We start from the raw sequence: 3,106 nt of genomic DNA, 5'->3' as shown, positions 1-3,106 counted from the left end.
AGGGCAGCGCGGCCGCGGCCAGCACGGCGGCGAGTCGTCTTGGTCGAGTCACGTCCGCCATCGTCCGCCGGCAGCCGCCGCGCCAGGCCGTCGTGGCGACAACAGGACATCCGCTCAGTCCTCGCCGAAGTGGTGCAGGAGCGCGGCGAACTGCTCGTACGGCGGCGCCGGGTCGCCGTCGAACCGGCACCAGACGGCGGTGTGCGGTCCGGAGCCGAGGAGCTTCACCCGCGAGGCCGGTGCGCGGTGGGCGTGCGCGACGCCGTGTTTCGCCACCAGCTCGGGTCCGAAGAGGACACCGTAGGGCAGCGCGACGGCCATGCCGGGGGAGCGCAGCCCCGACCGCCGCCCGGGGTGCGCGCCGACGACGAGAAGCTGTGCCGTGCGGGCGGATTCGGCGGCCAGTGCTTCGATGCCGGCCCTCGCCACGGTGCCGGCCGCGGGTCCGCTCAGCTCGACGTCTTCGACGACCACACCGTCCACTTGCGACAGCCGGAGCCGTCCGATGACGCGGTCCCCGGCCACGATCACGGTGACCGGCCGGGGAGCGCGCAGCCGGAAGTGGTCCGCGAGGTCGTCGGTGGACCACGGCTGCGTGACCGGCTCGGCGACGCCCCAGCCGAGGGGCGGGCCGCCGGTGAGCGCCCGCATCGCGGTCTCGACGCTCGCCCCGGCCCGTGGCGGGTCCGCGGTGACGATGCGCAGCTCGAGGTCGCCGGAACCCGGGACAGGAGCCGGGCTGTCCAGGGTGTCCCCGTCACGGACGAACCGGAGCCCGTTCCACGCCAGGGGAAATCCCCGGAAGCCGTCGCGGTCGCCCGCGACCCAGTCGCCGAGTCCGTCGCGCAGCAGCAGCTCCAGCGGGAAGGTGAGGCGGCTGTCCGCCGGGGTGCGCACCTGCAGTGCCCGCCCGGCGCGCGCGGCCGCCTTGGCCGCGTCGACCAGCCACGTCGTCGCGGGCACGACGGCGCGGTGCTGCTCGACGACGACGGCCTCCGCGGTGACGAGGTCGGCGGCGGGGGTCACCGGCTCGACCACGCCCGGCCCCCGGTCGCGACGGCCAGCGCCGCGGCGAACGTCCTGGCGACCGCTTCGGCTTCGGCGTCTTCGTCCGGAGCGCGGCCTTCGACCCACCACACCGGCGGCGGGACGTCGAGCCCGAGCAGCCGGTCCACCTCGCCGGGAACGCGCACCAGCCGCGCACCCTCGACCGTCAGCAGCGCCCGCCCATCGGCGTGCCGGACACCGATCAGCCGGCGGTCCGCGTCGAAGTCCACAAAGGATCCTTCGCCCGCCGTCAGCAGCGCCGCGACGACGGCTTCGGGGCCGGGTTCGCGCCGGCACAGCGCGACGACGTCGAAGGTCATGCCCGCCATCGTCGCGTCCGGCGGACCGCGGAACACCCTCGTGGCAAGAACAAGTCACCGGGCCTCGCAGGGCGCCGCGCGCCGCGACACTGGGCCGGAGACGACCCCCGGAGGTGGCCGTGGATTCCCCGTTCCCGTTCGACTTGCGCGCCGACCACGCGCGCCTGGCCGGCGACATCCGGTCGACGCAGCAGCGCATGGCCGAGATCCGCGCGAGCGCCGAGTCCGACGACGGGCTGATCGGCGTCACCGTCGGCGGCGCGGGCGAGCTCCTCGACCTCCGGCTGGACCCGCGCATCTACCGCAGGATCGATGCGGCGGCGCTCGCGCGGGACATCGCCGAGACGGTGCACCGAGCCGTCGAGCTCGCCGAAGAGGAGGGGCTCGCGATCGTCGCGAGCCTGCTGCCGCCGGACGCCACCCCCGCGTCGACCGACCTGCGCTTCGACCCGCTGCTGCACGAACTCGACCGCCGGAGCGCCCGGTGACCGGGATCGACCACGACGGCGACGGCCGCATCGACATGGACCCGGACGAGACCACCGCCCGGCTGGGCCGCCTGCGCGACGCCGGCACGGCGCTCGACGCGGCGTGGCCGGGGTGTCGCGACCGGATCGAGGTCCCCGGGCGGCTGGGTGGCGGCCCGCTGGGGCAGGCGTTCACGAAAGTCTATAGTGGACCGAAGCAGGCGATCGGCGACGCGATGGGCCAGCTGACCGGCGCTTACCAGACATTGGCGGGCAACGGCGATCAGGCGGTGCGCGTATACCAAGCCGCGGACGGCGCGGCCGCCGCCGAATTCCCGCGGTGACGGACCTCTTCGAACCGGACGGCGATCTGTGGCGCTGGGTCGTCTTGAACGGCGGCCGGCCGAAGGACGCGCTGTGGCCGCCGGACAGCGAGACCGACGCCCACAACCTCGCCCAGGCGTGGACCGACGCGGCGAAGGCGCTTCGCGACGCCGTCCAGCACTCCGACCAGGCCGCGGCCGACCTGCGGACGACGTGGACGGACGCGGCCGGGTTCGAGATGTACTACGCCGTCCACTCGCTGAACCACGGCGGCACCGGCGAATCGGGCCTCACCGACCTCGCCACCGCGATGGACGGCCTGGCGGCGCTGAGCCAGGACTATTCGAACAAGGTCAGCAGCGCCAAGTTCCTGATCCGGGCGTACATCGCGCAGAACGAGTCCCTGTTCGCGCGTTGCACCAGCCTGGCGGCGCAGCTGGTGTTCGTGATCAACGTCGCCGGGCAGGTCGCGAAGATCCAGACGGACCTGGCCGACAAGTTCGGCAAGCCCCCGGAACCGGAGAAACCGAAGAAGCCGCACGGCTTCTGGGGCAACGTCGGCGAGTTCTTCGTGGGCATCGGCGAGGGCGCCAAGGAAATGGTGGTCGGGTTCGCCGCGCTCGCGGGCTACGCTGACGGCCACTGGTCGTGGTCGACCGCGGGGCAGGCGTGGGGCGGCCTCGGCAAGTTCGCCCTCGCCGCCGCGACGTACAGCGTGCCGGGGATGTCGTCGCTCGACCAGACCTTCGGCCTGCCGGGCTTCGAACGCGGCGAGATGGGCCGCACGCTCGTCGACGCGGGCAAGTCCCTGGTCGCGTGGGACGAATGGAGCGACGACCCGGCCCGCGCGGGCGGCAAGGCGACGTTCAACATCGTGAGCTCCGTCCTGGGCACGAAGGGCGCGGGCGCGGCGATGCGCGGCGCGGGCGCTGTGGCGGCGGGGAGCCG

Annotated in this window: 4 protein-coding genes and 1 pseudogene; 3 read left to right on the top strand and 2 right to left on the bottom strand. The window is 74.0% G+C overall.

The annotated features are described in order from the left end of the window. Nucleotides 1-114: 114 nt before the first annotated feature. Entirely contained in the window at nucleotides 115-1,038 is a 924-nt protein-coding gene (locus G3I65_RS08660) for a DUF6177 family protein (protein ID WP_160695631.1), read from the bottom strand. Beyond that, nucleotides 1,023-1,367 (bottom strand): hypothetical protein, encoded by a 345-nt coding sequence (locus tag G3I65_RS08655; protein ID WP_160695630.1) that lies wholly within the window; start codon nucleotides 1,365-1,367, stop codon nucleotides 1,023-1,025. The genes G3I65_RS08660 and G3I65_RS08655 overlap by 16 nt, the downstream gene beginning before the upstream one ends. A gap of 119 nt (nucleotides 1,368-1,486) precedes the next feature. On the opposite strand from G3I65_RS08655, the gene G3I65_RS08650 reads away from it, so the two are divergent. The 3 genes and pseudogenes from G3I65_RS08650 to G3I65_RS08640 form a co-directional block, all read left to right on the top strand. Continuing rightward, entirely contained in the window at nucleotides 1,487-1,855 is a 369-nt protein-coding gene (locus G3I65_RS08650; RefSeq protein WP_160695629.1) for a YbaB/EbfC family nucleoid-associated protein, read from the top strand. Further along, on the top strand, nucleotides 1,852-2,178 hold the full coding sequence (locus G3I65_RS08645; RefSeq protein WP_160695628.1) for a hypothetical protein: 327 nt from the start codon (nucleotides 1,852-1,854) through the stop codon (nucleotides 2,176-2,178). Before G3I65_RS08650 ends, G3I65_RS08645 begins: the two co-directional genes overlap by 4 nt. Next, nucleotides 2,175-3,106: pseudogene (locus tag G3I65_RS08640) on the top strand (hypothetical protein); the annotation flags it as partial. The gene G3I65_RS08645 and the pseudogene G3I65_RS08640, both read left to right, overlap by 4 nt.

The organism is Amycolatopsis sp. SID8362 (assembly GCF_010550475.1).
Taxonomy (GTDB): domain Bacteria; phylum Actinomycetota; class Actinomycetes; order Mycobacteriales; family Pseudonocardiaceae; genus Amycolatopsis; species Amycolatopsis eburnea.
The sequence above is the reverse complement of the archived record's forward strand: the minus strand, read 5'-3'. Positions and strand labels throughout refer to the sequence as shown.